This window comes from Rubellimicrobium arenae, assembly GCF_017916275.1.
GTDB lineage: Bacteria > Pseudomonadota > Alphaproteobacteria > Rhodobacterales > Rhodobacteraceae > Rubellimicrobium > Rubellimicrobium arenae.
In genome coordinates, this window is sequence record NZ_JAFMST010000007.1 from 308,545 (window position 1) to 334,476 (window position 25,932).

The following is a 25,932-nucleotide window of genomic DNA, read 5'->3' on the forward strand; positions in this document are numbered from 1 at the left end:
CCTCCCCCATGCGCCTCCTTGCACGGCTCGCCCTCGTGGCGGGGTTCGCCACGCCCGTCACGGCGCAGGAGTGCGGGGGCGACTGGGACGCCTTCCTCCGGGGCCTCGGGGCCGAGGCCACTGCGTCCGGCATCCCGGCCGAGGTGGCCGACCGGTTCCTGTCGGACCTGCGCCCGGACGAGGCGGTGCTGCGCGCGGACCGCTCCCAGACGCATTTCCAGGCGGACTTCATCACCTTCTCGCGGCGCCTGATCTCGCAGGATCGGGTCGACCGGGCCGCCCGGCTGGCGCGCGAGCATCGGGCCATCCTCGACCGCATCGAGGCCGAGGTCGGGGTGCCGCGCGGCATCCTGCTCGCCTTCTGGGCCTTCGAGACGGACTTCGGGCAGGTCCAGGGGGACTACGACACCACCAACGCCCTGGCCACGCTGGCGCATGACTGCCGGAGGCCCGAGCTGTTCCGGCCCGAAGTCCTGGGCGCGATGCGGCTTTACGCCGAGGGCCGGTGGGACACCGACGTGACCGGCGCCTGGGCGGGCGAGATCGGGCAGGTCCAGATGCTGCCCCGCGACATCCTCGAATTCGGGGCGGACGGCGACGGGGACGGGATCGTGGACCTCAAGGGCTCGTCGGACGACGCGCTTCTGTCCGGCGCGCGGATGCTGGCCGGGCTGGGCTGGCAGGCCGGGCAGCCCTGGCTCCAGCAGGTCACGGTGCCCGCCGACCTCGACTGGAGCCTGAGCGGCCTTGAGTCGCCGCGCCCGGGCGCCGACTGGACCGCCCGGGGCGTCGAGGCCCGCGACGGCACGATCGCGGGCGACCTCCCGGCGGCGCTGGTGCTGCCCCTGGGGCGCAAGGGGCCGGCCTTCCTGGCCTATCCGAACTTCAGCATCCTGACCGAGTGGAACCAGAGCCTGACCTACGTCCTCACGGCGGCGTATTTCGCGAACCGCATCATGGGGGGCGAGCGTTACCTGGCCGGCGACCCGGACCCTGCCCTGTCGGGCGAGGAGGTGAAGCTCCTCCAGGAGCGACTCGCGGCGCGCGGGCACGACGTCGGCCAGGCGGACGGCATCCTGGGCGCGAAGTCCCGCGTTGCCATCCAGGCCGAGCAGGTCCGCCTGGGCCTGCCCGCCGACGCCTGGCCCACGCGCGCGCTCCTGGACGCCCTCAGATGAGCCGCTTCCAGAGGCCCGCGTAGGTCCGCGCCCATTCCGTGGCCTCCTCCAGCTCCCGCGCGAGCTGGAGCACGAGGAGGTCGGCCCCCGGCCGGCCGGTGATCTGGACCGCCAGCGGAATGCCCTGCGCCCCGATCATCACCGGGCAGGAGGCCGAGGGCTGGCCCGCGAGGTTGGCGGGCGTGGAGAAGGGCGCGAAGCCATAGCCCCGGGCGTTCCAGCCCTCGAGGTCATGGCCGTTCGCCTCGAAGTTCAGCGTGCCCAGCGCGGGCGGGTCCTCGGCCAGGGTGGGCGTCAGGACGATGTCGAACCGTTCCATGGACCGGCCGAGCGCCTGCGCCGCCCGGACCATGGCGAGCCGGGCGTCGAGGTAGTCCGCCGCGCTCAGCCCCTGGGCATGGCGGAGGGCGGCCCAGGTCAGCCCTTCCAGCTCGTCCTCGCGGGGCTCGCGGCCCAGTTGCGCGGCCCGTTCCCTGACGAGGTGCAGGATGTCCGTCGTCCAGAGCGCATCGAACCAGGGGCCGGGCACGGCCTCGGGCGGGTAGGCGTAGGGCTCCAGCCGATGGCTCAGGCCACTCAGCAGCCGGGCGGTGCGCTCCACCGCGGCGACCTGGGCGGAGCCGGCGCGGCGTCCCGACGGGTCCTCCACCGTCACCCCTATCCGCAGGCGCGGCAACGGCGCCACGAGGCCGGACAGGAAGCCCCCCGGGGGCGGCCGCCCGCCGAGGCGCGTTCCCGCCTCCGGTCCCGCCGTCGCGTCGAGGGACGCCGCGCTGTCCCGCACCGTCCGGGTGAGGACATGATCGGCGTCGAGCCCGCCCGCGATCTCCTCCCACCGGGGGCCGAGCGGGTTGAGGCCGACCGAGGGCTTGAAGCCGAAGACGCCGCAACAGGCGGCCGGGATCCGGATCGACCCGCCGAGGTCGGTCCCATGCGCCAGGGGCACCAGGCCCGCGGCCACCGCCGCCCCTGCCCCGCCGCTCGATCCGCCAACGGTGACGCCGTCGTTCCAGGGGTTCCGCGTCGGGCCGTGGGCGGTGGGTTCGGTGATGAAGTCGCCCGCGAACTCGGGCGTGTTGGTCTGGCCGAGGATCAGGAGGCCCGCCTCCCGCCAGCGCCGGACCATGGTGCTTTCCTCCCCGCCCGGGGGCGCATCGGCGAAGAAGCGCGAGGCGAAGCGGGTCGGCAGGTCGCGCGAGAAAAGGTTGACGTCCTTGAGGAGGAACGGCACGCCGGCCAGGGGCCCATGCGGCAGGGCCTGCGCGGCCTCGGTCCGGGCAGGGCCAAGACGCGTCCGCACCACGGCGTTGAGACGGGGGTTGAGCGTCTCGAGGAGGGAGATGGCCGCCTCGGCCACCTCGGGGGCGCTGGCCTCGCCGCGCGCGATCAGCTGCGCAAGGCCCACGCCATCCTGGGATCGGTAATCGTCGGGGGTCATGCCCCCTCCCTAGCCCGGCTCAGGCGGCGATGAAATCCCGCACGAAGTCGGTCTGCGGCCGCGCCCGGATCTCGGCCGGCTTGCCGACCTGCTCGATGCGGCCCATCGACATGACCACCACGAGGTCGGCCAGCTCCATCGCCTCCTCCTGGTCGTGGGTCACGAAGATGGTGGTCAGGCCGGTGGCGTCGTGGATGTCGCGCAGGCCCTGGCGCAGCTCCTTGCGGACCTTGGCGTCCAGCGCGCCGAACGGCTCGTCGAGGAGGAGCATCCGCGGCTCGATGGCCAGCGCGCGGGCCAGGGCCACGCGCTGCCGCTGCCCGCCCGAAAGCTGGGAGGGGTAGCGCTTGGCGATGTCCGGAAGCTGGATCAGGTCGAGCAGCTTGCCCACGCGGCGGGCGATCTCGGGGTTCGAGGGCCGCGTGGCCCGCGGACGGGCGCGCAGGCCATAGGCGATGTTCTCGTACACCGTCATGTGCCGGAACAGCGCGTAATGCTGGAACACGAAGCCCGCGCGGCGGTCCTGCACGCGCATCCCCGTGGCGTCCATGCTGTCGAACAGCACGCGGCCCGAGGTCGGCTCCTCGAGGCCGCCGAGGATGCGGAGCAGCGTGGTCTTGCCCGAGCCCGACGGCCCCAGGAGGGCGACCAGCGCCCCCGAGGGAACGTTCAGCGAAACGGGATGGAGCGCCGTGGCGGCCCCGAACTCCTTGGCGATCTCGTCGATCTGGATATGCATGTCGGGGTCTCCCTCAGTGCCGTCCGCCGGAGGCGGCGAGCTGGTCGGCGTAGCGCCATTCGAGCAGGGTCTTGAGCGTCAGCGTGACGAGCGCGAGCAGCGTCAGGACGGCGGCCATCGAGAAGGCGGCCACCGAGAGGTATTCGTTGTAGAGCATCTCGATCATGATGGGCATGGTCGCGGTCACGCCCCGGATCTTGCCGGACACGACGGCCACGGCCCCGAACTCGCCCATCGCGCGGGCGTTGCAGAGCAGCACCCCATAGAGCAGCGCCCATTTGATGTTGGGCAGCGTCACCGTGAAGAACATGCGCCAGCCCGACGCGCCCAGCGTCAGGGCGGCTTCTTCCTCGGACTTTCCCTGCTCGGTCATCAGCGGCACGAGCTCGCGGGCGACGAAGGGAAAGGTGATGAACATCGTGGCCAGGATGATGCCGGGCACCGCGAAGACGATCGGGTGGCCGTTGGCGACCAGCCAGCCGCCCAGCGAGGAGTTGGCGCCGAACAGCAGGATGATGCAAAGGCCCGCCACCACCGGCGACACCGAGAACGGCAGGTCGATGAGCGTCAGCAGCACGGCCTTGCCACGCCACTGGAACTTGGTCAGCGCCCAGGCCGCGGCGACGCCGAACAGGGCGTTGAGCGGCACGGCGACGGCCGCCACGATCAGCGTGAGCCGGATGGCCGCCATCGCGTCGCGGTCGCCCAACGATTCGACGGCCATGGCGAGCCCGTCGCGCAGCGCCTCGACGAAGACGGAGCCCAGCGGGATCAGCACGAGCACCGCAAGGAGCGCGAGCACCACGATCGTCACCGTCCAGCGGAGCCAGCGCGGCTCGTCGGTGCAACGGCGGTAGCGGGCGGCGCGGGTGGCCGGCCCCAGGGCGGATGTCGATACGGTCATGTCGGCCATGGCTCTCAGGCTCCGGCGGTGTGGCGGCGGCTCCAGACCTGGATCAGGTTGATGAGCAGCAGCAGGACGAAGGAGATGGCGAGCATCGCGACCGCGATGGCGACCGCGCCGTCATAGTCGAACTCCTCGAGCCGGATGACGATCAGCAGGGGCGCGATCTCGGTCTTGAAGGGAAGGTTGCCGGCGATGAAGATGACCGACCCGTATTCCCCCACCGCGCGGGCGAGCGAGAGCGCAAAGCCCGTCAGCAGGGCCGGCGTGAGCATGGGCAGGATCACGCGCCGCCAGGTCGTCGTCCGCGACGCGCCCAGCGTGGCGGAGGCCTCCTCGACCTCCTGCTCGATCTCGGCGATCACGGGCTGCACGGTGCGCACCACGAAGGGCAACCCCACGAACACGAGGGCGATCCAGATCCCCACTTCGGTATAAGCCACGCGGACCCCGAAGAGATCCTGGATCGGGCCGCCCAGGGCGCCGTTCGGCGCATAAAGGGCCGTGAGCGCGATGCCCGCGACCGCCGTCGGCAGCGCGAAGGGCAGGTCCACCATCGCGTCCACGAGCTTGCGCCCCGGGAACTCGTAGCGGACGAGCACCCAGGCCAGCGCCAGCCCGAATACCAGGTTGAACAGGGCGGCGATCAGCGCGGCCCGGAAGGACAGCAGCAGCGCCGCGAGCACCCGCTCGGAGCCGATGGTGGCCCAAAGCTCGGCCGGGCCGATGCCGGCCGCGCGCACGACCAGCGCGCCGACCGGCAGGAGCACCACCAGCGACAGCAGCGTGACCGTCACGCCAAGCGAAAGCCCCCACCCCGGCAAGGGGGAGGGGGAACGGAAGCTCCAGGCTCCGGTTCGGGTCACTGACCACCCTCCTGGTAGATCTGGTCGAAGATGCCGCCGTCGCCGAAGTGCTCGGGCTGGACCTTGGCCCATCCACCGAAGTCACCGATCGAGACCAGCTGGATCTCGGGGAAACGCTCGACATCCGCCGGATCGGCCGCCGAGGTGTCCCAGCCGCGATAGTAGTGCTTGTAGACGAGGGCCTGCGCCTCGGGGGTGTAGAGGAAGTTCACGTAGGCCTCGGCCAGCTGGCGCTCCTCGTCGGAGGCCAGGTTGCCGTCCACGATCGAGACCGGAGGCTCGGCCAGGACCGAGACGCTCGGGACGACGATGTCGAACTGGTCCTCGCCCAGCTCCTCGAGGGCGAGGTAGGCCTCGTTCTCCCAGGCGAGGAGCACGTCGCCGATGCCGCGCTGCGCGAAGGTGGTGGTCGCGCCGCGGGCGCCCGAGTCGAGCACGGGGACGTGACGGTAGAGCTGGTGCACGTACTCCTTGGGGTCCTGGCCGTTCTTCTCGGCCCAGGCCCAGGCGGCGAGGTAGTTCCAGCGCGCCCCGCCCGAGGTCTTGGGGTTGGGCGTGATCACCTCGAGGCCGTCCTGCAGGAGATCGTCCCAGTCCTGGACGCCCTTGGGGTTCCCCTCGCGGACGAGGAACACGATGGTCGAGGTGTAGGGCGAGGAGTTGTGCGGCAGGCGGGTCTGCCAGTCGTCGGGGATCAGGTCGGTGTTCTTGGCGATGGCGTCGATGTCGGCGGCCAGCGCCAGCGAGACCACGTCGGCCCCGAGCCCGTCGATCACCGCGCGGGCCTGCGCGCCCGAACCGCCATGGCTCATCTCGATGTCGACGGCCTCGTGGCCCTGCGCCTGCCAGTATTCGTTGAAGGCTTCGTTGATGTCGCGGTAGAGCTCGCGGGTCGGGTCGTAGGACACGTTGAGCATTCCCTGCGCCGACGCGATCTGCGGGGCCGTCATGGCCAGCACGGCCCAAGTCGTGGCCGAAGCGAACGCGATCGTGGTGCGGAACGGCATCGATGACCTCCTGTCGGTATCCTGTCGCGGCCGGGTGACCGCTTCGTGAGGAATATCGACGAGGCTAGTCGTGTTTTGCAAGCGCAAAATCACGCCTGACTTTGTCAAGATTTCGGACTGGCGGACAGAGCACCGAAGGAGAGGCCTAACACATTGTTAAGGAACATGTTGAACACCCCAGGACGGGGTGCGTCAGGCGGCAAAAATCTGCGCGGCCTTGTCGTTCGACCGCACCATGTCGGCCAGCGTGAGTGATTCGATCAGCAGGAGGTAGCTCCAGAAGACCTCGGCGAAGACCTTGCGGATGCGGCAGGTCTCCTCGTCGACGCAGTCCTCGCAGCGTTCGTAGCTGCGGCGCGACAGGCAGGGCAGCGGGGCCATGGGACCGTCGATCAGCCGAAGCAGTTCCGAGATCGGGACCGACGCCGGCTCCTGGACCAGCACGTAGCCCCCTGACCGCCCCCGGATCGAGGCGATGATGCCCGCGTTCCGGATGTCGAGCAGGATATGCTCCAGAAAGCGCTTGGGCACGCCGGCCCGCTTGGCGATCTCCTCGATGCGCAACGCCTGGCCGGTGCCCTCGCGCTCATCGGCGAGGACCATGAGGGCCTTCAGGGCGTACTTCATCTTCTGGCTGATCATGGATCGGGCCTAGCCCAAGCCGCGCTGCGCTTCAACGCGCATCCACTTGCGATTTGCGTGAACAGGCCCGGACCGGCCATTTTTGTTGCCGGAAGTCCCTGGGCCGCGCCCCTGCGGCGTCAGCTCATCCAGTTGCCGCCGTCGACGTTGTAGGTCTGGGCGACGATGTAGTCCGCCTCGGCCGAGGCGAGGAACACGGCCATGCCGGCCAGATCCTCGGGCACGCCCATGCGCCCGAAGGGGACGGCCTCGCCGACAAGGCGCTTCTTCTCGCCCAGGGGGCGGCCTTCGTGGCGTGCGAACAGGGCATCGACATGATCCCACATGTCGCTCTCGATCACGCCGGGCGCGATGCCGTTCACGTTGATGCGGTGCCGGATCAGGTCGAGCCCGGCCGACTGCGTGAGGCTGATCACCGCGGCCTTGGTGGCGCAGTAGATGGGGGACAGCGGCTCGCCCCGCCGCCCGGCCTGCGAGGCCAGGTTGATGATCTTGCCGCCCCGCCCCTGGGCGATCATCGCCCGCGCCGCCGCCTGGAGCATGAACAGGGTGCCGGCGACATTGACGGAGAAGAGCCTGTCGAAGCTCGACCGCGTCATGGCGGTCACCGGGTCCATGTCGTAGACGCCGGCGTTGTTCACGAGGATGTCGAGGCCGCCGGCACGGTCCAGCACCGCGGCCAGGGCGGCGTCGATGCTGTCCTGCCGGGTGACGTCCACCTGGACGGCATAGGCCGAGGGGCCGATGGCTTCGGCCGTCCGGCGGCTGGCCTCGAGGTCGAGGTCGGCCACGGCGACGGTGGCGCCTTCGCGGGCATAGGCATGCGCAAAGGCCGCGCCGATGCCCCGCGCGGCCCCTGTGATGAGGGCGGACTTGCCCCTGAGTCGATCCATTCCCTCGCCGTCCCGCGCCAGCCTGTCACTGCGGGCAGGTTGGCCATCCGGCCCGCCCCAGCCCGGCGCGACCATGAGGGGTGGGCCGCGCCGCCGTCAAGACGGCGCCCGCCCTCCGTCGCAGGATCAGGCGCGGGCGGCGGCCTGCGCCGCGATCTCCTGGATGCGGCTGCGGTGGATGCCCAGATCCGCGAGGTCGCGGTCGGTCAGGGACGCCAGTTCGCTGACGGTCTGACGATACAGGCGGTACTGCGCGAGACGGCGCGCGAACTCGGCGCGGAGGCCACCGACGGAGGTGCGGACCGAACCGGCGGACAGGCTGCGGGTATCTTGGGTCGTGTAGGCCATGACATGCCCCTTTTCATGATGCTTGCCCGCGGCTCGGCGGGCTCCGGACAACGCGCGATGTTAGCGCTCTCGGGAGGAGAGATAGCCAATTGCTGCAGCTGCACAATGGACGTCCGGACAATGCTGCCATGCAGCAAGAGCATGGAAAAATCTAACGTTTTCTCAACAATTCTGCCCAAAGGACGGGCGGCGGCCTTGGATGCGCCATGTGCCCGACATTCTTCCCGGCAGATCCGGACCGTCCTGCCCAATCCATGGTCGTGCCCGGGACGAAACCGCCGCATCTGTGTCAAGTGAGGCGCCGCGGGCCGCACGGGTCCTGTGTCCCGAAAGCCCGGCCGGACTGGGGACGGCGGGAGAATCACCCCCTTTTTCCATGACGTGCCCGCCCGGACGGGGACGTCCGGCCGGCGGTGGATGGGGCGCCGCCCGGGAACCCTCCGGCCCTGCACGACCGCGGCCCGGATCGGCTGGGAACATCCGCCCGAGGGCGGCGGTTACGCCCCGAGTTCCACGAGGGCCGTCATGAAGATCGTTCGCATCGTGATCCTTCTCGTTGTCCTGGCCGGGATCGGGATCGGCCTGGCCTGGTGGTGGCAGCGCAGCGCGCGCTATCCCTCCACGGACGACGCCTATGTCGGAACCGACGTGCTGTCGGTCGCCCCGCAGATCTCTGGCCAGGTGGTCGAAGTCGCGGTGTCCGAGGGGCAGCTCGTGGACCAGGGACAGCTGCTGTTCCGGATCGAGGATCGCACCTTCCGCAACAACGTCGAAAGCGCGCGGGCCGAGCTCGAAGCGCTCACCGCCGCGCAGCGGGCGGCCGAGGAGGCGCTCCAGGCGGCCGAGGCCCAGGTCCAGGGGGCCGAGGCGGCCGAGATCGCGGCGCGCGCGGCGCTCCAGCGGACGACCTCCCTGGTGGCGTCCGGCGACCTGCCCCGGGCCCGGCTGGACGAGGCGACCTCGACCGAGGCCCAGGCCCGCGCCGCCGTCAACGCCGCCGGGGCGCAGCGGGCGTCCGCCCGATCCTCGCTCGAGACCCTGCGCGGGCAGCTCGTGGGGGCGCAGGCGGCGGTGTCCAACGCAGAGCTCCAGCTTTCCTACACCCAGGTGACGGCCCCGATGCGCGGGCGGGCGTCCAACGTCTCGCTTCCCGTGGGAGAAACGGTGGTGGCGTTCCAGCCGCTGTTCTCCATCGTCCGGGCCGGACACTGGTGGGTCGACGCCAACTTCAAGGAAACCGACCTGCCCCGCCTGCGCCCCGGCCAGCCCGCCACCATCGAGGTGGACATGCTGCCGGGGGTCGAGCTGAGCGGCCGCGTGTCCACCATCGGCGCCGGATCCGGGTCGGTCTTTGCCCTGCTGCCCCCGCAGAACGCGAGCGGCAACTGGGTCAAGGTCGCGCAGCGGTTCACGGTGAGGGTCCTTCTCGACGATCCGGGCGTCGACCTGCGCGCGGGGGCCAGCTCCACGGTGACCGTGGACACCCAGGGCGAGGTCGCAGAGCCGGGCACGCCGGCCGGCGAGGACGCGCCGCCGGCCCTGGCCTCGGGCGGGGACGGCGGGGCGGTGGGCGATGCCGTCGCGACAGGCGCCCTGCCGGGCAGCGCGGGCGCCGACATGGGCGCGCCCAGCGCGGCGGATGGCCCTGCCCCCGGCGCCACGGGCGCGACAGGGACGGCACCGGGGGCCGCAACCGGGGCCGCGGCCGGAGCTGCGGTTGGGGCCGCCGCGCCGTGAGCGCCGCCGCCGATCCCGCCGGGCCCCCGGCTCAAGGAACCACCGGCGGGCAGGTCCGCGTGGCCATCGTCGTCGCGGTGGTGCTGAGCGCCGTGCTCGAGGTGCTGGACAGCACCATCGTCAACGTCGCGATCCCGCATATCAAGGCGGCGTTCGGGGCCACGAACGTCCAGATCACCTGGGTCCTCACGAGCTACATCGTGGCCGCCGTCGTGGTCATGCCGCTGACCGGGCTGCTCGCGCGGAGGCTTGGGCGCAGGCGGCTCCTCCTGACGGCGGTGGGGGGCTTCGCGCTGATGTCGGCGGCCTGCGGGCTCGCCACCAGCCTGGAAGGAATGGTCGTCTTCCGCATGGGCCAGGGGCTGTTCGGCGCCTTCCTGATCCCTCTGTCGCAGGCCATCCTGTTCGATGCCTTCCCGAAGGAAAAGCGCGGGCAGGCCATGGCGCTGTTCGGGCTGGGCGTGGTCGTGGCGCCGGTCCTCGGGCCGACGCTGGGGGCGCTGCTGACCGAATACTTCTCCTGGCGGATGGTCTTCTTCGTGAACCTGCCGGTGGCGGGCCTGGCGCTCTCGGTCCTCGCGGCGCAACTTCCGCATGACGAAGGGCAGCCCGCACCGATCGACTGGCCCGGCCTGATCCTGATGGCGGCGGCGATCGGGGCGCTCCAGTTCACGCTCGACCAGGGGGCCGAGCGCGACTGGTTCGAGTCCCCCCTGGTCCAGGCCTCGGTGGCGGCGTCGGCCTGGGCGGCCTTCGCCTTCCTGCTGCTGCGCTTCGACCACCCGGCCCCGGTCATCGACCTGTCGCTCTTCAAGGACCGCAATTTCGCGTTGGCCAACGTCGTCATGGCGGGCTTCGCGGTGGCCATGTTCGGCGGGATCGCGATCCTGCCGCTCTTCGTGCAGGGCCTGATCGGCTACCCGGTGATGCTGGCCGGCTACCTCTTCATCCCGCGCGGGCTGGCGGCGGGCTTTTCCATGGTGATCACGGGCTCGGTGCTGTCGCGCCGCTTCGATCCGCGGCTGCTGGCCACCGTGGGCCTGGCGCTCACGGCGGCGGGGAACTGGCTCACCGGCCGGCTGACGCTCGAGGTGGGGTTCTGGGACCTGGCCCTCCCGGGGGTCGTCGCGGGGCTCGGCATGGGGCTCGTCTTCGTGCCGATGTCCACGATGGCCTTCGACAGCATCTCGCGCGAGCGGCAGACCGAGGCCTCCGGGCTCTACGGCGTGACGCGGCAGCTCGGCTCGTCGATCGGGATCGCCGTGGTGGGGGCGCTGCTCACCCATGCGACGGGCGTGGCCACCGCCCGGCTGGGCGAGAACGTCACACCCTACTCCGAGGCGGCGCGCGCCTACCTCCAGCCGCTGGGCCTGTCCCCCGAAAGCGCGCAGGGCGCGGCCATGATCGAGCAGGTGCTGGCGACGCAGGCGTCACTGCAGGGGTTCCTTTTCGTCTTCGACCTGCTGGCGATCCAGTCCATCGCCCTCGTTCCGCTGCTCTGGCTCATGCACCGCCCGAAGGCCGCCGGCGGCGAAGGGCCGGCGGTTCACTAGCCCCCGCCGTCCGGGCGATCGCCTGCGACAGGTCCGCCGCGCTGCGGATGACCGCCTCGACAAGCGTCTGGAGGTGCGGGGGCTGGAGCCTCTGCTCGGGGGCGGCCACGCTGAGAGCGGCCACGCAGCGGCCCTGGGCGTCGACGACCGGAGCCGCCACGCAACCCGCATGCTCGTTGGCCTGGCCCAGCTCGGTCGCGTAGCCGCGGGCGCGGACGGCGCGGATCTCCTGCACGAGCCGGGCCACGTCCGTCTCTGCCCGCCCCGTGGGAGAGGGCGCCACCGTCGCCGAAAGGAGACGGACGAGCGCCGCGTCATCGAGGTCGGAGACCAGGAGCCGCCCCGCCGCCGCCCAGTTCACCGGGACCCGCGACCCGGCCTGGGAGACGATGCGCAACGCCCGCAGGCCCTCCTCCTTGAGGAGCACCATCATCAGGTCGCCGTCCAGGACGGACAGCTGCACGGTGTCGCCGGTCTCGTCGCGCAGCGCGCGGACGACGCGCCCGCCCTCGCGCAGGAGGTCGGATTCCTGTCCGTAGCCCTGCCCGATCTCGTGGAGCCGCCGCCCGAGCGCGAGCCGGGCACCGCCCCCCGCCGGAGCGAGCCAACCGGCCTTGGTCAGCACGCCCACGAGCTCGTAGGCGGTGGACTTGGGGATGCCCAGCGCCTCGACCATCTCGGCCACGCTGAGCGGCTTGCCCCGCTCATGGAGCAGCTCGACCATCGCGATGGCCCGCCGGAGGCTCCGCCCGCTGGACCCGTCCCGTTCGGCCATGGCCCGGTCGCCCCGTTCAGTAGGTCGCCCGTCCCCCCGAGAGGTCGAACACGGCCCCGGTGGTGAAGCTGTTCTCCTCGGAGCAGAGCCAGGCGATCATGGAGGCAGCCTCCTCGACCTCGAGGAAGCGCGCTCGGGGGATGCGGCTCAGCATATAGTCGATGAACTCGGGCTTGAGCTGATCGAGGATGCGGGTCTTGGCCGTGGCGGGGGTCACGCAGTTGACTGCGATGTTCTGGCCCGCGTGTTCCTTGCCCAGCGACTTGGTCAGGGCGATGACGCCCCCCTTGGAGGCCGAATAGGCGCCCGCGTTGGGGTTCCCCTCCTTGCCGGCGATGGAGGCGATGGTGACGATCCGTCCGTAGTTGGCCGCCACCATCTGCGGCAGCACCGCGCGGCAGCAGTTGAAGGTGCCGGTCAGGTTGATGTCGATGATGCGCCGCCATTCGGCCGGGTCGTAGTCCATGACCTTGCCGTTCGAGCCCGCGATCCCTGCCGAGGTGACCAGGAGCGCCACCGGGCCCAGGTCCTGCGCGGTCCGGGCGGCCACGGTCGCGATGCCGTCGGTGTCGGTCACGTCGGCCGCATAGGCCGTCCCGCCGATCCGGGCCGCGCTGTCCCGGGCCAGATCCTCGTCGCGATCCCAGATCGCCACGCGGGCGCCTGCGGCGGCGAAGCGTTGCGCGACCGCGAGGCCGATGCCCTGCGCGCCGCCGGTGACGACCGCGACCCGGCCCGAGAAATCGTACTGATTCATCTGCTTCCTCCCCTAGGGTCGGCCCATAGCCCGGCGGTTTCGCCGGTGGCCTGTGCCACCATGCTTGACAGGCATTCCGACCCGAACCTACAGTTTCCGACATTCCGGAGGCAATTCCGAAATACCGGAATCGTGAAAAGATGGCAGATGACCGCACCGGCCTCGCCCATCGGGACGGGCCCGCGACCGGGATGAGCGCCCTGGTGGCGGATGTCGCCGCGCGCCGGCCGATCGACGTGCTGGTGAGCAACGCCGCGATCAACCCTCCGGCCCTGACGATCCCTGGGGACGACCCGCAGGAGTGGCGCCGGACGATCTCGGTGAACCTGGATGCGGTCTACATGGGAACGAGGCTCGTGGCCCCGCACATGGTCCGGGCCGGCGGCGGGCGGATGTCCATGTCGCCTCGGTCCAGGGCTTCGGGTCCCGGGGTGCGACGGGTCCTGCGACGCCGCCAGGGCCAGGGTCATCGCGCTCACGCCGTCGATGGCCGTCGAGCCGTCGAGGCCGCGATCATCGACGGCGCGAACGACGTGCAGATGCTGCGGCGGATCGCGCTCCCCCTGGCCTTGCCGCCGGTCCCTACCCTGGTGATCCTGAACGCGTTCGTCGCCTGGATCGACCCGCTGATCGACGTCATCTTCCTGCAACCGGACGAACCTCCGGCTTCACGGCATGGCTCCCGCCCCGCCCGAGCCTGTCCCCGCACCGGACCGGGCGGGTTGAACCTGGCTCAGGACCGGACGTCGAAGCCCAGGGCCCGGAGCGCCCCGAGCGTCCCGCGCGCGTCGCGGTGATGGACGAACACGCCGCCCGCCTCCTCCCAGAGGGACCGGTACTTGAGCAGGTCGTCCACGAGCACGTCCCCCGGCGCCTCCATGTGGTCGCGCTTGGCCCGCGCCATGGTCGTGATCATCCGCGCGGCCGGGAAATGCCGCGCCGCCCAGCGCATCTTCTGCGGCGCGGCCCAGTCGCCATGCGGCAGGCCCGTCAGGATCACCGGGTGAAGATGCGCGACCGCGTCCCAGAGTTCGCGCGCGTCGGGCATGAGCGGCAGGCGGTAGAAGAAGTCCTCGTGCCCGGCAATGCGCCGCCAGAACGCGCGGGAGCCCTGGCGGGCCTCGAACTCGCGCGGGGGCATGCCCAGAAGCTCGGTCGCGTAGCTGTCGAAGTCGGCCAGAACGCCATCGCAATCCAGAAAGAGCCGGGGCATCGCCATGATCCGAACAGGGAGGTCGGGACAGAGCTAAGCCGTTGAAAAGCCCTGTCCAGATCCCCATATCCACCCTATCCCAACCTGGAGTCCCATCATGGCCCGCCTCCGGACCGACCGCCGGGCCCCGGCTGTCGCCGCGTGGCCCCTTCCCCCCGACCTTGCCGCCAAGCGCGACCTCATCGCCTCGGCCGGAGGACGCTTCTGCGCCGTGACCTTCACCAAGAAGGACGGCAGCGAGCGCCTGATGCAGGTCCAGCCCGCGGCCCTGCGCCACCGGCTCAAGGGCGAGGCCGCCAGCGACGCCGCCCGGCGCGCGACCTTCACCCGGCAGGAGCGTCACCCACACCTCCTGCCCGTCTGGGACGTGCGCGCCCGGGGGCCGCGCTCGATCAACCTTGCCACCGTGTCGCGGATCGCCGTGAATGGCGGGGTTCACCGCTTCGCGTCCTGACGGGGGCCGGAACAACAGCGCCGCGATCGGGTTCGGTCGCCGGTCCGACGGATCCCCCGTCGATGCCGTTTCCGCCCGGAGACCCCTGATGCCCCGAACCGGTCCCGCCGCCTCCCTGACCCTGACGGAGGTCGTCCGACATCCGGAAGACGAGCAGTCGGACCTCGTGAAGCTGGTCACCTCCCAAGGCTCCCTCGTGGGGCGGCTCCACCCGGCCCAGGGCGACGCGGCCGTCCTGTGGGTCTTCGGCTCGGGCGGCGGGCTGGGCGGCCCGGCGGGCGGCCTCTACAGCCGTCTGGCCGAGCGCCTCCAGCCCGCGGGCGTCACGTCGCTGGAGCTCGACTATCGGCGTCCGGGCGAACTGCAGGGCTGCGTGATGGACGTGCTGGTGGGCCTTGCCTGGCTGGAAAGCCTGGGGCAGCGCCGCGTGGTGCTCGTCGGGCATTCCTTCGGCGGGGCGGTGGTGATCGGCGCGGGCGCGCTGAGCGATCGGGTGATCGCCGTCGCGGCCCTGAGCAGCCAGACCGCCGGAACCTCGGCCGTCGCGCGGCTGAGCCCCCGCCCCACCCTGTTCATCCATGGCGAGGCGGACGAGATCCTGCCCGCCGCCTGCTCGCGCGATCTTCATGCGCGGGCGGGCGAGCCCAGGTCGCTGATCCTTTATCCGGGCTGCCGGCACGGGCTCGACCAGTGCAGGGATGCGCTCGACCGCGATCTCCTGGCGTGGATCGAGGGCGTGCTGGCGGCGACGCCGTGACCTCACGGCGCAGGGAACCACGGCGGGGTCCGGCGCTTCATCCGTTCCGGCCGGTCGCAAGGGCCGGGCGGAACCTCAACGACGTGGAGTGGGCATGGCCGAACAGGATCTCGACTGCTGCATCATCGGCGGTGGCCCGGCGGGTCTGACGGCGGGCATCTTCCTTGCGCGGTTCCGGCGGCGCTTCGTGGTGATGGATGGCGGCGACAGCCGGGCCTCGTGGATTCCGCGGTCGCACAACCATCCGGCCTTTCCGGGCGGGATCAACGGCGAGGATCTGCTGGCCCGGATGCGCCGGCAGCTCGAGGAGTTCGGCGGCCTGCGCCGGGACGGCACCGTCAGCGCCGTCGAGCGGGAGGCGGACGGCCGGTTCCGCGTGACCACCTCGGCCGGCGATCTCCGGGCCCGCCACCTGATCCTGGCCACCGGGGTTCAGGACAGGCTCCCCCCGGTCGAGGACGCCGTGGGCCATGTCCGCCAGGGCACGATCCGGCAATGCCCCATCTGCGACGGCTACGAGGTCACGGGCCGCCGCATCGCCGTCCTGGGCGCATTGCCCTGCGCGGCGGGCGAGGCCCTGTTCCTGCGGACCTACACGAGCGACATCACCCTGGTGACCCTGGGAATGCCGCTGGACGTGGACGGCGCGGCGCGGAGCCAGCTCGAGGCCGCGGGCGTCCGGCTCATCGAGACCCCGGTCCGGCGACTTCTCTGCGAGGGCGGCGACGTCGAGATCCACCTGGAGGACGGGACGACCCTGGCGTTCGAGGCGGCCTATAGCGGGCTCGGGATCGAGCCGCGCACCGATCTGGCGGCGTCGCTGGGGGTGGACCTGACCGAGGACCGCCGCATCGTCACCGGCGCCCATCAGCGCACCTCGGCGCCCGGGGTCTATGCCGCAGGCGACGCGGTGACCGGCCTGAACCAGATCGCGGTGGCCATGGCACAGGCCGAGGTCGCCGCCGTGGACATCCACAACGCCCTGCGGCGCGCCGAAGGGCTGTGCCTGCCGGCCTGAGCGCCGGCCACGTCCGGGACGTCGTTCCCCGAAGGCACCTGCGGGGCTGACGCAGGCCGGCGTTGCCGCCCCGCTCCGGCGCGGCGTCCGGGCTTCCCGGCCGTGATGCCTCGGCCCGAGGACGTCCCGGGCACGCCAGGCCGCGCCGGTGCGGCCTGTTTCCGCGGCTGACACTTCGGACTGATTCGGGGGGAGTGTCGAACCTTGCGCGCCGACCGGCGCAGCACAGGGGACAGAGCCTCGCTCCAGGGTGCCGATGGGCCCGGAATTGGGTCCGACATTACGAAACTCATTCGCTTACTGGTTGATCAATTTTCGACTTTCCGGTCGATCCGTAGATCGTTCCAATTGTCTGCATTTCATCAACTACAGACAACTCGGGCGAGAGAGTTCCAGCCTCCCGAAAACCTGGAGTTCAGCAAAGGGCTTTGAGGCATCCGGGCACCGGCCCACCAGCGCCAATCCAAGCATCAACCCAATAACATAACCAATACAGATGTTTGTAAGACTGTCTTTGCCGGTCAGGCATGGGGAGATGCGCCGATGCCCGGGGGCTGGGGCCTGAGGCTACTCCTGTCGATTGATGACCGCGCTGACCGAACGGCGGAGCGAGCGTTTACCATCCGATCACAATCCCACGACTTTAGAATTGCGGGAGCCACAATCCTGCCGTAAATGTGTCACCCATAAGGCCACAATTAAGCCTAAAGGGGACCAAAATGAGACTTGTTTCGATCGTTGCCGGTGTTGCCATGGCCTCCGCCTTGGGTCTGGGTATCAGCGCGGCCTCGGCTGCGACCTGCGTGGGAACGGGGCAAACCTTCACGCTGACGACGACGCCCGACGCGACCTGCTTCGCCACGGCGACCACCAGCAGCAGCAACATCTCGGGCAATCCGAACGGGGCGAACCCCGACCCGATCTTCGGCCTTTACGGCACGGGCCTCCAACTCGTCGACAAGTCGGACAACAGCACCGACGGCAGCAACCCGCTCGCGCTCACGGTGGCCAACGGAACCCTGGGCGGCGCCTGGTCGATCGGATCGCTCATGGCGCCGGCCGGCAAGATGTACACCGACCTGATCATCGCCTTCAAAACCGGCGGCAACAGCAGCCGCATCTCGACCTGGGCCGCCTTCCTGCTGCCCGAAGGCGTGACCTCGGGGACCTGGGCGACCACCGGCAAGAACGCGCTGTCGCACGTCAACGTCTATGCGCGGCTCGTGGATGCGCCCGAGCCCCCGCCGGCGCCCGTGCCGGTCCCGGCAGCGGGCGTCCTGCTCCTGGGCGCGCTGGGCGGACTGGGCGCGCTGCGCCGCCGCAAGACCGCCTGAGCCGCACCCTGGATGCGGAAAGGGGCAGCCGTTCGGCTGCCCCTTGTCGTTTTCGGCCGGATCGACCGGCTCAGCCGAGCGCCACGTCGTAGAGCAGCTTGACGTTCAACCCGACGATCAGCACCGCGATCATCGCGCAGACCACGGTCAGCCAGGACGGGGCGACGAGGCCCCCCATCTTGGACCGCGACGCGGTGAACATGACCAGGGGCACGATGGCGAAGGGCAACTGGAAGCTCAGGACCACCTGACTGAGGATCAGGAGCTTTCCGGTCCCCTCGTTCCCCCAGATCAGGATGACGATGATCGCGGGCAGGATGGCCAGGGTGCGGGTCAGGAGCCGCCGCAGCACCGGCGAGATCCGCAGCGCCACGAAGCCTTCCATCACGATCTGCCCCGCCATGGTCGCCGTGACGGTCGCATTGAGCCCCGAGCAGAGCAGCGCCACGCCGAACAGGATGGGGGCCAGCGCCGACCCCAGCAGCGGCTCCAGCAGCAGGTGCGCCTGGTCGATCTCGGCGATCTCGGTCACGCCGGCGCGGTGGAAGGTGGCCGCGGCCAGGATCAGGATCGAGGCGTTGATGGTCAGGGCGAACATCAGCGCGATGGTCGAATCCCAGGTGGCGAGCGTCAGCGCCTCGCGCCGGGATGCCGCGTCCCGCCCGAAGTCGCGCGTCTGCACGATGCCGGAATGCAGGTACAGGTTGTGAGGCATCACCGTGGCCCCGATGATGCCGAGCGCGAGATACAGCATCTGCTGGTCCAGCACGATCTCGCGCGTGGGGGCGAAGCCGGCGATGACCGCGCCCCAGTCCGGGTCCGCCATGGCGATCTGCAGGCCGAAGCAGACCGCGATGACCGCAAGGAGCGCGATGATCAGGGCTTCGACCCAGCGGAAACCCTTGTTCTGGAGCCACAGGATCAGGAACACGTCGGCCGCGGTGATGAAGATCCCGATCTCGAGAGGGATGCCGAACAGGAGGTTGAGCCCGATGGCCGTCCCGATTACCTCGGCCAGGTCGGTCGCGATGATCGCGAGTTCGGCCAGGATCCAGAGGGGGCGCGCCACCCAGGCCGGGAACGCGTCCCGGCAGGCCTGGGCGAGGTCCCGCCCCGAGGCGATGGCAAGCCGCGCGCAAAGCGACTGGAGCAGGATCGCCATGATGTTGGACAACAGCGCGATGAACAGGAGCGCGTAGCCGAAGGCCGCCCCTCCGGCCAGCGACGTGGCCCAGTTGCCCGGGTCCATGTAGCCCACCGCCACCAGGTAGCCCGGCCCCACGAAGGCCAGGAAGCGGCGCAGGCGCGTGCCGCCCAGCCCCACCGACACCGTCCGGTAAACCTCGGACAGGGAGGGGGCCTCGCGGTCCTGACGCCAGCCGTTCATCAGGGACATTCCGTCCACTCCTGCGAATGATTATCATGTGCAAGCTGGGGCGGCCGGGGCGGTTCGTCAATCTCCCCGTTGAGATCGGGCCAGGAAAACCTTTCCACGTCCCATTGGGCCCCGTCCCTTGGGCAAAGGTGCGTCGGAAACCGCCCGGGGCGGCCCCGGGACTCGCACATCGTGTCCCGCTCGATTAAGGGAGCGGCCCGCAGGCCCCGCCTGTGACCGACACGGGGAACGGCATGAGGCGACAGGTTCCATGAACGGCGTTCAGAAGATCGCGGCCGGCAGCATCGGGGTCGGCCTCCTCGTCCTCGGCCTCAAGTTCGCGGCCTTCTGGCTGACGGGTTCCATCGCGCTCTACTCGGACGCGCTGGAAAGCATCGTCAACGTCGTGACCGCCGTGGTCGCCCTGCTGGCCGTGCGGACCAGCGCCAAGCCGGCCGACGCCGCCCACCCCTATGGGCACGGCAAGGTCGAGTATTTCTCGGCCGTGATCGTGGGGGTCTTCATCGTCGTCGCGGCGCTCCTGATCCTGAGCGAAGCCTGGCACGGCTACCGCAACCCCCGACCGCTCGTGGCCGCGCCCCAAGGCCTCCTGGTCAACGGCCTCGCGGGTGCGGTCAACGCCGTCTGGTGCTGGGTGCTGATCCACCGCGGGCGGCGGCTCAGGTCGCCGGCGCTCGTGGCGGATGGACGGCACCTGCTGACCGACGTGATCTCCTCGGCCGGGGTGCTCTTGGGCGTGCTGCTGGCGATCACGACCGGCTGGGCCGTGCTCGACCCCGCCCTGGCGGCGCTGGTGGCGCTCAACATTCTGTGGTCGGGCTGGCAGCTCATGCGCGAGTCGGTGGGCGGGCTGATGGACGTGTCGCTGCCCGAGTCGATGCTGGCGCAGATCCGGGGCGTGATCTCGGCCAACGCCGACGGCGCGATCGAGGCGCACGACCTGCGGACGCGCAACGCGGGGCCCCTGACCTTCGTGGAGTTCCACCTGGTGGTGCCCGGCGACATGACGGTCTCGACGGCGCACGACATCTGCGACCGCATCGAGCAGGCGATCCGCGCCGAGATCGAGCCCGTCCTCATCACCATCCATGTCGAGCCCGAGAACAAGGCCAAGCATTCGGGCATCATCGTCCTCTAGGGGCGCCCGGTGGGCGGCAGCTCGTAGGGGACGTCGCCCCGAAGGTTCGGATCGACGGACAGGCGGCGGCCCACCGGGGGGAAGGCCCGCTGCGCGCAGTCGGGGCGGTCGCACAGCCGGCAGCTCACCCCGATCGGCGTGAGCGCCCGGGGCCGTTTCCATTCCAGCCCGTCGCCGTAGACGAGCCGGTCGGCGTAGGCGAGCTCGCATCCGAAGCCGATGGCGTAGCGGCGGCGCGGCTCTCCGTAGGCGGCGGCGGCCTTGGTCACGCAGGTCGCCATGGACAGGTAGCGCGTGCCGTCCGGCATCTCGGCCATCTGCACGAGCATCCGGTCCGGCTGCTCGAAGGCTTCGTGGACGTTCCAGAGCGGGCAGGCCCCGCCGTACCGGGCGAACTGGACGCGGGTGGCGCTGTGCCTCTTGGTGATGTTGCCCGCGCGGTCCACCCGGAGAAAGTAGAAGGGGATGCCCTCCTGCCCCGGGCGCTGCAGGGTGGACAGCCGGTGGCAGACCTGCTCGAGGCTCGCGCCGAAGCTGGCCGCCAGCGCGCTCACGTCATGGCGCAGCCGCGAGGCGGCCTCCTGGAACGCCCCGTAGGGCAGCACGAGCGCCCCGGCATAGTAGTTGGCCAGGGCGATGCGGCAGATCGCGCCCGAGTCCGCGCTGGCGAACCCCGCCCCGGCCACCACCTCCTCGATGACCTCCCCCGCCTCGAGGAGCGCGATCTGGTGCGCCATGGCGAACCGCTGCGAGGCGGGCTCGAGGAAGGCGTCGAGCACGAGCGTCCCGGCGCGGGGATCGAAGCGGCGCATCGGGCGCCGCGTGTCGAGGCTGCGGTCCAGCGTCACCGCCACCCCGTGATCCTGCTCGAGGGCGCGGGCCAGGGCCGCCGCCGGATCGCCGGGGGACAGCCGCCCCGCCCGCCCCTCGGCCAGGACATCGAGAGCGCCGACATAGTTGCCGATCTTGTGGAAGAAGTCCCGCACCTCGTCATAGGGCAGGTTGGGCGCGCCCCCGGGATGCGGCCCGCCCGGAGCGGCGCGGGGCTGGGACAGCGCCTCGTCCAGCGACTGGTAGCGGTCGAGGAGGGCCCGATGCTCGGCTCCCAGCCGGAGCAGCGCCCGGGCGACGCCCGGCGCGGCCTGCGCCACGGCCTTGATCTCGGCCGCCGGGATGTCGCCCCCGCCCAGGGCCGGATCGCCCAGCGCGTCCCGGAGCCCCAGAAGGAGCCTGTCCTGTTCGTCATCCGAAAAGGCCTGAGGGTCCACGCGGAAGACGCGCGAGAGCTCCAGGAGCACGCCCGCCGTGAGGGGCCGCTGGTTGTGCTCGATCTGGTTGAGGTAGCTCGTGGAGATCAGGAGGCGCCGGGCCAGGTCGGCCTGAGTCATGCGCGCGCCCTGCCGAAGGTTGCGCACCGCCTCGCCGGAGAAGACTTTCCGCTTTCGCATTTTCTGGATCAGAGACCTTCGCAGATTTGCAGATTGGCACGAAGATCCGCGACGCTCCACATGTTTTGTGCTTCTTCTCCGGCAAGCCGTCCTGCCAGAGGATTTGCATGTTGTCTCATCGCCCCCGTTCCGCAGCCCCGGGCATCGCCGCCCTCCCGCCCGCTGCCGCGCGCCCATGGCTGTCCAAGGCCGCCCTGGTCCTGGGCGCGAGCTGGCTTCTGGCGGCGTCGGCGCATGTCGCGGTCCCGATGGTCCCTGTGCCCATGACGCTCCAGACCCTGGCGCTGCTCCTCGTCGCAGGCGGGCTCGGCCGGCGGCTCGGGACGGCCGCGGTGATCGCCTACCTGGGCCAGGGCGCGCTGGGCCTCCCGGTCTTCGCGGGCGGCGGTGGCCCGGCCTACATGACGGGGCCGACGGGCGGGTTCCTCCTGGGCTTCCTCCTGGCTGCGATGCTGATCGGCTGGGCGGTGGACCGGGGCGCGGCGCGCCACTGGCTGCCCCTGGTCGGGGCTCTGGCGGTGGGCCATGCGTTGGTCTTCGTGCCGGGTGTCCTCTGGCTCGCGACCTTCACCGGCCTGCCTGGGGCCTGGGCCACGGGAGCCGCGCCGTTCCTGCTGGGCAGCGCGGTCAAGACCGCCCTGGCCGCGATGCTGCTCCGCGCCTTGCCGCACCCGACCCGCCGCCCGGGAGGCCTGTGATGCGCGACGTCATCGAGGAACTCGAGCACAAGCGCGACGCGGCCCATCTGGGGGGCGGCGCGGCGCGGATCGAGGCCCAGCACCGGCGCGGCAAGCTCACCGCCCGGGAGCGGATCGAGCTCCTGCTCGACGAAGGAAGCTTCGAGGAGTTCGACACCTTCGTCACCCATCGCTCGACCGCCTTCGGCATGGACCGGACCAGGATCCCCGGCGACGGCGTGGTGACGGGCTGGGGCACGGTCAACGGGCGCAGGATCTTCGTCTTCGCCAAGGACTTCACCGTCTTCGGGGGCTCCCTGTCCGAGGCCCATGCCGAGAAGGTCCGCAAGGTCCAGCTCCTCGCCCTGAAGACCCGCTGCCCCATCGTCGGGCTGTACGACTCGGGCGGGGCGCGCATCCAGGAAGGGGTGGCGAGCCTGGCGGGCTATGCCGAGATCTTCAAGCAGAACGTGGTCGCGTCGGGCGTCATCCCGCAGATCAGCCTGATCATGGGCCCCTGCGCGGGCGGCGACGTCTATTCGCCCGCCCTCACCGACTTCATCTTCATGGTCCGCGACACGAGCTACATGTACGTGACCGGGCCGGACGTCGTCCGCACGGTGACCAACGAGATCGTCAGCCACGAGGAGCTGGGCGGGGCCACGGTCCACACCACCCGCTCCTCGATCGCGGACGGCGCCTGGGACGACGACGTCGAGGCCCTGGCGGAGCTTCGGCGCTTCATCGACTTCCTGCCCGCCAACAACCGCGACGGCGCCCCCGAATGGCCGTCGCACGATCCGGGCGACCGGGCCGAGCCGAGCCTCGACACCCTGGTCCCCGCCAATCCCGCCGCGCCCTACGACGTCAAGGAACTGATCCGGAAGGTCGTGGACGAGGGCGACTTCTTCGAGATCGGCGAACGGTTCGCGGGCAACATCGTGACGGGCTTCGCCCGGATGGAAGGACGCACGGTCGGCGTGGTCGCCAACCAGCCGATGGTGCTGGCGGGGGTGCTGGACAGCGACGCCTCGCGCAAGGCCGCCCGCTTCGTCCGCTTCTGCGACGCCTTCGGCCTTCCGATCGTGACCTTCGTGGACGTGCCGGGCTTCCTGCCCGGAACGGCGCAGGAAGGCGGCGGCCTCATCAAGCACGGGGCCAAGCTGCTGTTCGCCTACAGCGAATGCACGGTGCCGCTGGTCACCGTCATCGTCCGCAAGGCCTTTGGCGGCGCCTATGACGTGATGGCCTCCAAGCACATCGGCGGCGACGTCAACTACGCCTGGCCCACGGCGCAGATCGCCGTGATGGGGGCCAAGGGCGCGGCCGAGATCCTGTACCGCGGCCGTCCGCCCGAGGAGATCGCCGAACGGACCCGCGACTACGAGGAGCGGTTCCTGTCCCCTTTCGTCGCCGCCGAACGGGGCTACATCGACGAGGTGATCCGCCCCCACAACACCCGCAAGCGCATCGCCCGCGCCCTCGCCCTTCTCCGCACCAAGGAAACCGAGAGCCCGTGGCGCAAGCATGACAACCTTCCGCTCTGAGGCCATCCCATGTTCACCAAGCTGTTGATCGCGAACCGTGGGGAGATTGCCTGCCGCGTGATGCGGACGTGCCGGCGGCTGGGGATCCGGACGGTGGCGGTGTACTCCGAGGCGGATGCGCGGGCGCTGCATGTGCAGATGGCGGACGAGGCGCATTGCCTGGGACCGGCGCCGGCGTCGCAAAGCTATCTCAGCATCGAGCGGGTCCTGGAGGCGGTGCGGGCCACGGGGGCCGAGGCCGTCCACCCCGGCTACGGGTTCCTGAGCGAGAACGCGGCCTTCGCGCAGGCGCTGGCCGAGGCGGGGGTGGCCTTCGTCGGCCCGCCGGCGGCGGCGGTCGAGGCCATGGGCGACAAGATCACCTCCAAGCGGCTGGCGCAGGCCGCGGGGGTCTCCACGGTGCCCGGGCACATGGGACTGGTGGCAGACGCCGAGGAGGCTGTCGCGATCGCGCAGGGCATCGGCTATCCGGTGATGATCAAGGCCTCGGCGGGGGGCGGGGGCAAGGGAATGCGCATCGCCTGGGGGGACGCGGAGGCGCGGGCGGGCTTCCAGGCCTCGCGCAATGAGGCGCAGGCGGCCTTCGGCGACGGGCGCATCTTTCTTGAAAAGTTCGTGGACCAGCCGCGCCACATCGAGATCCAGGTGCTGGCCGACGCCCATGGAAACGTGGTGCACCTGCACGAGCGCGAATGCTCGGTGCAGCGGCGCAACCAGAAGGTGGTCGAGGAAGCGCCCTCGCCCTTTCTGGACGCCGCCACGCGCGCGGCCATGGGCGAGCAGGCCTGCGCCCTGGCGCGCGCCGTGGGCTACCAGAGCGCGGGCACGGTCGAGTTCATCGTCGACGGGGCGCGCAACTTCTACTTCCTGGAGATGAACACCCGCCTCCAGGTGGAGCATCCCGTCACCGAGATGATCACCGGGCTCGACCTCGTGGAGCAGATGATCCGCGTGGCGGCCGGCGAGCCCCTGGGCTTTGCCCAGGCGGACGTGCCGCTCCGGGGCTGGGCGATGGAATCGCGCGTCTATGCCGAAGACCCGCGGCGGGGCTTCCTGCCCTCGACGGGACGGCTCACGCGCTATCGCCCGCCGGCGGACGGACCGCTCGGCGGCGCGGAGGGCGGGGCGCAGGTGCGCGTGGACAGCGGCGTGGCCGAAGGGGGCGAGATCAGCCGCTTCTATGACCCCATGATCGCCAAGCTGGTCACCTGGGCGGAGACGCGGGCGGAGGCCGTCGAGGCGATGGCGGCGGCGCTGGACGACTTCGAGATCGAAGGGATCGGGCACAACCTGCCGTTCCTCGCGGCACTGATGGGGCATCCGCGCTTCCAGGCCGGCCGGCTCAGCACCGCCTTCATCGCCGAGGAATGGCCCCAGGGCTTCCACGGGGTGACGCTCGGGGCGCCCGAGCAGCGGCGCGTGGCGGCCGCGGCGGCGGCGCTGCACAGGGTGGCGGAGATCCGGCGCGCCCGCATCTCGGGGCGGCTGGGGCACCACGCCCGGCAGGTGGGCTCGACCTGGGTGGTTCAGCTGGACGGCATGGGACTGGACGTGACCCTGCGGGCCGACGCGGGGGGGACGGAGGTGGTCTTTGCCGACGGTGAGCGCCTGCGGGTCGAAGGCAGCTGGACCCCGGGCCAGAGCCTGGCTCGGCTGCGGGTGGGGGGACGGCCCCTTCTGCTGGGGGTGGCGCCCGCCCCGGGCGGGTTTCGGCTGCGCACGCAGGGCGCGGAGCTGCGGGCGCATGTACGCACCCCGCGGGAGGCCGAGCTGGCGGCGCTGATGCCGGCCAAGCGCCCCCCCGACACCTCGCGGGCGCTTCTGTGCCCCATGCCGGGGCTGCTCACCCGGCTGTGGGTGGCCGAAGGCGAGGAGGTGGAGGCGGGCCAGGCGCTGGCCACGGTGGAGGCCATGAAGATGGAGAACACCCTCACCGCCGAGCGGCGCGGCCGGGTGGCCCGGGTAAGCGCGCGCGAGGGCGAGACGCTGGCCGTGGACCAGGTGATCCTGGAGTTCGCATGAGCCCGGCCCGGCCCTGGCGTTCACCTGGGGGGAGTGGGGTGGCGGGGTTGGCGGAGTTCGTCCTGGCGCGAGGGGGTTCGGTCGATGGCGC

25 protein-coding genes are annotated in these 25,932 nt (G+C 70.9%); 12 read left to right on the forward strand and 13 right to left on the reverse strand.

The genetic code is table 11. The features are described 5' to 3' along the window. Positions 1-8 precede the first annotated feature (8 nt). Complete coding sequence (locus J3P31_RS13330; RefSeq protein WP_210528958.1) at positions 9-1,178, forward strand: lytic murein transglycosylase; 1,170 nt, start codon at positions 9-11, stop codon at positions 1,176-1,178. Here the strand turns inward: J3P31_RS13330 and J3P31_RS13335 are convergent. From J3P31_RS13335 to J3P31_RS13370, 8 genes are all read right to left on the reverse strand, one after another. Further along, the gene (locus J3P31_RS13335) at positions 1,171-2,616 is read right to left on the reverse strand and encodes an amidase (protein WP_210528959.1); all 1,446 of its coding nucleotides are present in this window, start codon (positions 2,614-2,616) and stop codon (positions 1,171-1,173) included. The genes J3P31_RS13330 and J3P31_RS13335 overlap by 8 nt on opposite strands. Before the next feature lie 19 nt (positions 2,617-2,635). Then, a complete protein-coding gene (locus J3P31_RS13340) occupies positions 2,636-3,355 on the reverse strand; it encodes a sulfate/molybdate ABC transporter ATP-binding protein (RefSeq protein WP_210528960.1) in 720 nt (239 codons plus the stop codon). 13 nt (positions 3,356-3,368) lie between these two features. Next, a complete protein-coding gene (cysW, locus tag J3P31_RS13345; protein WP_210529004.1) occupies positions 3,369-4,259 on the reverse strand; it encodes a sulfate ABC transporter permease subunit CysW in 891 nt (296 codons plus the stop codon). Between the two features lie 14 nt (positions 4,260-4,273). Further along, positions 4,274-5,125: a sulfate ABC transporter permease subunit CysT gene (gene cysT, locus J3P31_RS13350; protein WP_368373081.1), complete on the reverse strand. Its 852-nt coding sequence runs from the start codon at positions 5,123-5,125 to the stop codon at positions 4,274-4,276. Next, on the reverse strand, positions 5,122-6,132 hold the full coding sequence (locus J3P31_RS13355; protein ID WP_210528962.1) for a sulfate ABC transporter substrate-binding protein: 1,011 nt from the start codon (positions 6,130-6,132) through the stop codon (positions 5,122-5,124). The genes cysT and J3P31_RS13355 overlap by 4 nt, the downstream gene beginning before the upstream one ends. Positions 6,133-6,324: 192 nt before the next feature. Continuing rightward, complete coding sequence (locus J3P31_RS13360) at positions 6,325-6,774, reverse strand: RrF2 family transcriptional regulator (protein WP_210528963.1); 450 nt, start codon at positions 6,772-6,774, stop codon at positions 6,325-6,327. A gap of 119 nt (positions 6,775-6,893) precedes the next feature. Beyond that, a complete protein-coding gene (locus J3P31_RS13365; RefSeq protein WP_210528964.1) occupies positions 6,894-7,667 on the reverse strand; it encodes an L-iditol 2-dehydrogenase in 774 nt (257 codons plus the stop codon). A 126-nt stretch (positions 7,668-7,793) separates the two neighbouring features. Continuing rightward, positions 7,794-8,015, reverse strand: coding sequence for a DUF1127 domain-containing protein (locus J3P31_RS13370; RefSeq protein WP_210528965.1), 222 nt, complete (start codon positions 8,013-8,015; stop codon positions 7,794-7,796). Positions 8,016-8,540: 525 nt separating this feature from the next. On the opposite strand from J3P31_RS13370, the gene J3P31_RS13375 reads away from it, so the two are divergent. Then, a complete protein-coding gene (locus J3P31_RS13375; RefSeq protein WP_210528966.1) occupies positions 8,541-9,752 on the forward strand; it encodes an HlyD family secretion protein in 1,212 nt (403 codons plus the stop codon). Between the two features lie 59 nt (positions 9,753-9,811). Then, on the forward strand, positions 9,812-11,305 hold the full coding sequence (locus J3P31_RS13380) for a DHA2 family efflux MFS transporter permease subunit (RefSeq protein WP_368373082.1): 1,494 nt from the start codon (positions 9,812-9,814) through the stop codon (positions 11,303-11,305). On the opposite strand, the gene J3P31_RS13385 is transcribed toward J3P31_RS13380, so the two are convergent. Both J3P31_RS13385 and J3P31_RS13390 read right to left on the reverse strand, forming a co-directional pair. Continuing rightward, the gene (locus J3P31_RS13385; RefSeq protein ID WP_210528968.1) at positions 11,256-12,080 is read right to left on the reverse strand and encodes an IclR family transcriptional regulator; all 825 of its coding nucleotides are present in this window, start codon (positions 12,078-12,080) and stop codon (positions 11,256-11,258) included. The two genes, J3P31_RS13380 and J3P31_RS13385, sit on opposite strands and share 50 nt — an antisense overlap. A gap of 16 nt (positions 12,081-12,096) precedes the next feature. Then, positions 12,097-12,837: an SDR family NAD(P)-dependent oxidoreductase gene (locus J3P31_RS13390; RefSeq protein ID WP_210528969.1), complete on the reverse strand. Its 741-nt coding sequence runs from the start codon at positions 12,835-12,837 to the stop codon at positions 12,097-12,099. A gap of 140 nt (positions 12,838-12,977) precedes the next feature. Here J3P31_RS13390 and J3P31_RS13395 point away from each other — a divergent pair, with 140 nt between their 5' ends. Next, on the forward strand, positions 12,978-13,634 hold the full coding sequence (locus tag J3P31_RS13395) for an SDR family NAD(P)-dependent oxidoreductase (RefSeq protein WP_210528970.1): 657 nt from the start codon (positions 12,978-12,980) through the stop codon (positions 13,632-13,634). On the opposite strand, the gene J3P31_RS13400 is transcribed toward J3P31_RS13395, so the two are convergent. After that, a complete protein-coding gene (locus tag J3P31_RS13400) occupies positions 13,571-14,050 on the reverse strand; it encodes an HAD family hydrolase (protein ID WP_210528971.1) in 480 nt (159 codons plus the stop codon). The genes J3P31_RS13395 and J3P31_RS13400 overlap by 64 nt on opposite strands. Before the next feature lie 97 nt (positions 14,051-14,147). Between J3P31_RS13400 and J3P31_RS13405 the strand changes: the two genes are divergently transcribed. The 4 genes from J3P31_RS13405 (at position 14,148) to J3P31_RS13420 (ending at position 17,613) form a co-directional block, all read left to right on the forward strand. Then, positions 14,148-14,504 (forward strand): hypothetical protein, encoded by a 357-nt coding sequence (locus J3P31_RS13405; protein WP_210528972.1) that lies wholly within the window; start codon positions 14,148-14,150, stop codon positions 14,502-14,504. 88 nt (positions 14,505-14,592) lie between these two features. Continuing rightward, positions 14,593-15,261, forward strand: a complete 669-nt coding sequence (locus tag J3P31_RS13410; protein ID WP_210528973.1) for an alpha/beta hydrolase — start codon at positions 14,593-14,595, stop codon at positions 15,259-15,261. A 94-nt stretch (positions 15,262-15,355) separates the two neighbouring features. Next, positions 15,356-16,279, forward strand: a complete 924-nt coding sequence (locus tag J3P31_RS13415) for an NAD(P)/FAD-dependent oxidoreductase (RefSeq protein WP_210528974.1) — start codon at positions 15,356-15,358, stop codon at positions 16,277-16,279. A gap of 719 nt (positions 16,280-16,998) precedes the next feature. After that, positions 16,999-17,613 carry a VPLPA-CTERM sorting domain-containing protein gene (locus tag J3P31_RS13420; protein WP_210528975.1) on the forward strand — a complete coding sequence of 205 codons (615 nt, stop codon included), beginning with the start codon at positions 16,999-17,001 and terminating at the stop codon, positions 17,611-17,613. 70 nt (positions 17,614-17,683) lie between these two features. Here the strand turns inward: J3P31_RS13420 and J3P31_RS13425 are convergent, their stop codons facing one another. Continuing rightward, the gene (locus tag J3P31_RS13425; RefSeq protein ID WP_246849481.1) at positions 17,684-19,009 is read right to left on the reverse strand and encodes an Nramp family divalent metal transporter; all 1,326 of its coding nucleotides are present in this window, start codon (positions 19,007-19,009) and stop codon (positions 17,684-17,686) included. A 250-nt stretch (positions 19,010-19,259) separates the two neighbouring features. On the opposite strand from J3P31_RS13425, the gene J3P31_RS13430 reads away from it, so the two are divergent. Further along, positions 19,260-20,147, forward strand: a complete 888-nt coding sequence (locus J3P31_RS13430; RefSeq protein WP_210528976.1) for a cation diffusion facilitator family transporter — start codon at positions 19,260-19,262, stop codon at positions 20,145-20,147. Here the strand turns inward: J3P31_RS13430 and J3P31_RS13435 are convergent. Then, on the reverse strand, positions 20,144-21,595 hold the full coding sequence (locus J3P31_RS13435; RefSeq protein WP_210528977.1) for a helix-turn-helix domain-containing protein: 1,452 nt from the start codon (positions 21,593-21,595) through the stop codon (positions 20,144-20,146). The genes J3P31_RS13430 and J3P31_RS13435 overlap by 4 nt on opposite strands. Before the next feature lie 107 nt (positions 21,596-21,702). On the opposite strand from J3P31_RS13435, the gene J3P31_RS13440 reads away from it, so the two are divergent. Genes J3P31_RS13440 through J3P31_RS13450 form a run of 3 tightly spaced genes read left to right on the forward strand, consistent with a single transcriptional unit; the run spans position 21,703 to position 25,841 of the window. Continuing rightward, positions 21,703-22,293 carry a biotin transporter BioY gene (locus tag J3P31_RS13440; protein WP_210528978.1) on the forward strand — a complete coding sequence of 197 codons (591 nt, stop codon included), beginning with the start codon at positions 21,703-21,705 and terminating at the stop codon, positions 22,291-22,293. Then, positions 22,293-23,819, forward strand: a complete 1,527-nt coding sequence (locus tag J3P31_RS13445) for an acyl-CoA carboxylase subunit beta (protein ID WP_210528979.1) — start codon at positions 22,293-22,295, stop codon at positions 23,817-23,819. Before J3P31_RS13440 ends, J3P31_RS13445 begins: the two co-directional genes overlap by 1 nt. A 9-nt stretch (positions 23,820-23,828) precedes the next feature. Continuing rightward, positions 23,829-25,841 carry an acetyl-CoA carboxylase biotin carboxylase subunit gene (locus J3P31_RS13450; protein WP_210528980.1) on the forward strand — a complete coding sequence of 671 codons (2,013 nt, stop codon included), beginning with the start codon at positions 23,829-23,831 and terminating at the stop codon, positions 25,839-25,841. Positions 25,842-25,932: the final 91 nt, after the last annotated feature.

Excerpts from the sequence above, each read along its gene's own strand:
- J3P31_RS13330 (WP_210528958.1), top strand. The coding sequence starts at position 9 with ATGCGCCTCCTTGCACGGCTCGCCCTCGTGGCGGGGTTCGCCACGCCC.
- J3P31_RS13335 (WP_210528959.1), bottom strand. The coding sequence starts at position 2,616 with ATGACCCCCGACGATTACCGATCCCAGGATGGCGTGGGCCTTGCGCAG.
- J3P31_RS13340 (WP_210528960.1), bottom strand. The coding sequence starts at position 3,355 with ATGCATATCCAGATCGACGAGATCGCCAAGGAGTTCGGGGCCGCCACG.
- cysW (WP_210529004.1), bottom strand. The coding sequence starts at position 4,259 with ATGACCGTATCGACATCCGCCCTGGGGCCGGCCACCCGCGCCGCCCGC.
- J3P31_RS13355 (WP_210528962.1), bottom strand. The coding sequence starts at position 6,132 with ATGCCGTTCCGCACCACGATCGCGTTCGCTTCGGCCACGACTTGGGCC.
- J3P31_RS13360 (WP_210528963.1), bottom strand. The coding sequence starts at position 6,774 with ATGATCAGCCAGAAGATGAAGTACGCCCTGAAGGCCCTCATGGTCCTC.
- J3P31_RS13365 (WP_210528964.1), bottom strand. The coding sequence starts at position 7,667 with ATGGATCGACTCAGGGGCAAGTCCGCCCTCATCACAGGGGCCGCGCGG.
- J3P31_RS13370 (WP_210528965.1), bottom strand. The coding sequence starts at position 8,015 with ATGGCCTACACGACCCAAGATACCCGCAGCCTGTCCGCCGGTTCGGTC.
- J3P31_RS13375 (WP_210528966.1), top strand. The coding sequence starts at position 8,541 with ATGAAGATCGTTCGCATCGTGATCCTTCTCGTTGTCCTGGCCGGGATC.
- J3P31_RS13385 (WP_210528968.1), bottom strand. The coding sequence starts at position 12,080 with ATGGCCGAACGGGACGGGTCCAGCGGGCGGAGCCTCCGGCGGGCCATC.
- J3P31_RS13390 (WP_210528969.1), bottom strand. The coding sequence starts at position 12,837 with ATGAATCAGTACGATTTCTCGGGCCGGGTCGCGGTCGTCACCGGCGGC.
- J3P31_RS13395 (WP_210528970.1), top strand. The coding sequence starts at position 12,978 with ATGGCAGATGACCGCACCGGCCTCGCCCATCGGGACGGGCCCGCGACC.
- J3P31_RS13400 (WP_210528971.1), bottom strand. The coding sequence starts at position 14,050 with ATGCCCCGGCTCTTTCTGGATTGCGATGGCGTTCTGGCCGACTTCGAC.
- J3P31_RS13405 (WP_210528972.1), top strand. The coding sequence starts at position 14,148 with ATGGCCCGCCTCCGGACCGACCGCCGGGCCCCGGCTGTCGCCGCGTGG.
- J3P31_RS13410 (WP_210528973.1), top strand. The coding sequence starts at position 14,593 with ATGCCCCGAACCGGTCCCGCCGCCTCCCTGACCCTGACGGAGGTCGTC.
- J3P31_RS13415 (WP_210528974.1), top strand. The coding sequence starts at position 15,356 with ATGGCCGAACAGGATCTCGACTGCTGCATCATCGGCGGTGGCCCGGCG.
- J3P31_RS13420 (WP_210528975.1), top strand. The coding sequence starts at position 16,999 with ATGAGACTTGTTTCGATCGTTGCCGGTGTTGCCATGGCCTCCGCCTTG.
- J3P31_RS13425 (WP_246849481.1), bottom strand. The coding sequence starts at position 19,009 with ATGTCCCTGATGAACGGCTGGCGTCAGGACCGCGAGGCCCCCTCCCTG.
- J3P31_RS13430 (WP_210528976.1), top strand. The coding sequence starts at position 19,260 with ATGAACGGCGTTCAGAAGATCGCGGCCGGCAGCATCGGGGTCGGCCTC.
- J3P31_RS13435 (WP_210528977.1), bottom strand. The coding sequence starts at position 21,595 with ATGCGAAAGCGGAAAGTCTTCTCCGGCGAGGCGGTGCGCAACCTTCGG.
- J3P31_RS13440 (WP_210528978.1), top strand. The coding sequence starts at position 21,703 with ATGTTGTCTCATCGCCCCCGTTCCGCAGCCCCGGGCATCGCCGCCCTC.
- J3P31_RS13445 (WP_210528979.1), top strand. The coding sequence starts at position 22,293 with ATGCGCGACGTCATCGAGGAACTCGAGCACAAGCGCGACGCGGCCCAT.
- J3P31_RS13450 (WP_210528980.1), top strand. The coding sequence starts at position 23,829 with ATGTTCACCAAGCTGTTGATCGCGAACCGTGGGGAGATTGCCTGCCGC.